This is a genomic window from Roseburia zhanii, from assembly GCF_014287635.1.
GTDB classification, from domain to species: Bacteria; Bacillota; Clostridia; order Lachnospirales; family Lachnospiraceae; genus Roseburia_B; species Roseburia_B zhanii.
On sequence record NZ_JACOPH010000048.1, the window covers coordinates 1 to 2,159 of the forward strand.

Sequence of the window (2,159 nt, forward strand, 5' to 3'; positions counted from 1 at the left end):
ACCGGTCAGAGAACTTATACAAGCAGTTGGAAGAAAAAGAAAAATTACGAAGGGAGGTTCGTTATCTTGAAGAAAAAGCAAAAGGCAGAACCGGAAAGCCGCAGAAAAAGCAGTTATAAGGGCAATAGCAGGAATAACAGCAAAAGCGGTGGACTTACCTTTTCAGAGAAGAAGCGTCTTATACAGTTGAAACATATTTTATCGGGAAAGAGCAATGAGAAAGAAAAGCCGACTACCGCACAAAAGACGATTACTTTTGAAAAGATGTTCCGTGACGGTATCTGTCAGGTCAGCCACCGTTATTATACAAAGATGGTGGAATTTTTTGATATAAACTATTCGCTTCTGGAAGTGGACGAGCAGGCGGACATACTGGCACAGTACAGCAAGCTCATCAATTATTTTGATCCGTCTGTGAGGTTTGAACTGGTGCTTTTCAACAGGCAGGTCAACGAACAGATGCTTACAGAACAGTTTGACATTCCGTGGCAGGAGGATGATTTTAACGACATCCGTGAGGAATACACGGAGATGTTAAAGAAGCAGGCGGCAAAGGGAAACAATGGCATCATCAAATCAAAATATCTGATTTTTGGTGTGGAGAGCAATGGCTACAAGGAAGCCAAGAGCCGCCTTAACAACATTGAAAAAGATGTCATACGGAACTTAAACAACATAGGAACCCTTGCGAGGGGACTGGACGGAAAGGAAAGACTGCGCATCCTGCATGAATATTTTAATCAGGATACCATGGAACCTTTCCGTTTTTCATTTAAGGATTTGGCAGAATCCGGTAAGTCGGTCAAGGACTATATTGCACCGCCGGGATTTGATTTCCGCTATCCGAACCGCTTTAAGTCAGGGAATATGTATGGCTGTGTGTCCTATCTGGATATTATCGCACCGAAGTTTACGGACGAGCTGATCAAGCATCTTCTGGATATTGATGCTAATCTTACGATTTCCATGCATATGCAGACGGAAGATCCGGTAAAGGCAATCAAGAAGTTAAAAGCGGTTATTTCCAATATCCAGAAAATGAAGATTGAGGAACAGAAAAAGGCAGTCCGAAGCGGCTACGATATGGATATTCTTCCAACAGACATCGTGACTTATGAAAAGGACACGCTGGAATTTCTCGATGATTTGAATACGAGCAACCAGAAGATGATCAACATGACATTCCTTATTACCTGTTATGGCAGAACCAAGCGGGAACTGGAGAGCTTAATGCAGAGGGTGTCCGGTATCATTCAGCAGGCAAACTGTGACCTCAGATGTTTACAGTATTTGCAGGAACAGGGACTTATGGCATCTGCACCGATTGGATGCAATGAGACTGGCATTGAGCGTACCCTTTCCACAAAAAGCACCGCAATCTTAGTACCATTCTGCACACAGGAGTTATTTATGCCTGCTCCGGCAATCTATTACGGATTAAATGCACTTAGCAACAACATGATTATGGCAGACAGAAAAAGGCTCCGTACACCAAACGGAGTTATCTTAGGTACTCCCGGAAGTGGTAAGAGTTTTAGTGCAAAGCGTGAGATTTTAAGCTGTTTTCTTATCACAAAGGACGATATTATCATCTGCGATCCGGAGGGAGAGTATTTTGCGTTGGTGGCGGCACTACATGGACAGGTGGTAAAACTTGCCACCAATTCCAAAGACTATCTGAACCCTATGGATATTCAATTGAGCCATAAGGGGGATAAGGAAGCATTAAAACTGAAATCTGATTTTATCATAACATTATGTGACCTGATCGCAGGTGGCAAGGACGGTCTGGAGAACGATGAGAAAGGTATCATCGACGAATGTATCCGTCATATTTATGACAAGTATTTTGAAAATCCGGTGCCGGAAAATATGCCGCTGCTGGAAGATTTATATGATGCCCTGTTAGCACACAAAAATCCAAAGGCGGAGCGTATCGCAAACAGCCTTGTGCTGTATGTGCATGGTTCCCAGAATTACTTCAACCACCATACCAACGTAGACAGCGGCAATCGTATCATGTGCTTTGACATCAGAGATTTGGGAAACCAGTTGAAAGAGCTGGGTATGTTAATCGTGCAGGATGCGGTTTGGAACAGGGTATCGCAGAACAGGGAGCGAAAGATTGCTACCCGTTATTACTGTGATGAGTTCCACCT

Annotated in this window: 1 protein-coding gene; it reads left to right on the forward strand. The window is 43.4% G+C overall.

The window, feature by feature from the left end; genetic code table 11:
* Positions 1-66: 66 nt before the first annotated feature.
* Positions 67-2,159 (forward strand): VirB4-like conjugal transfer ATPase, CD1110 family (locus tag H8S17_RS17375; protein ID WP_186867879.1); only part of this gene is annotated, 2,093 nt, incomplete at its 3' end.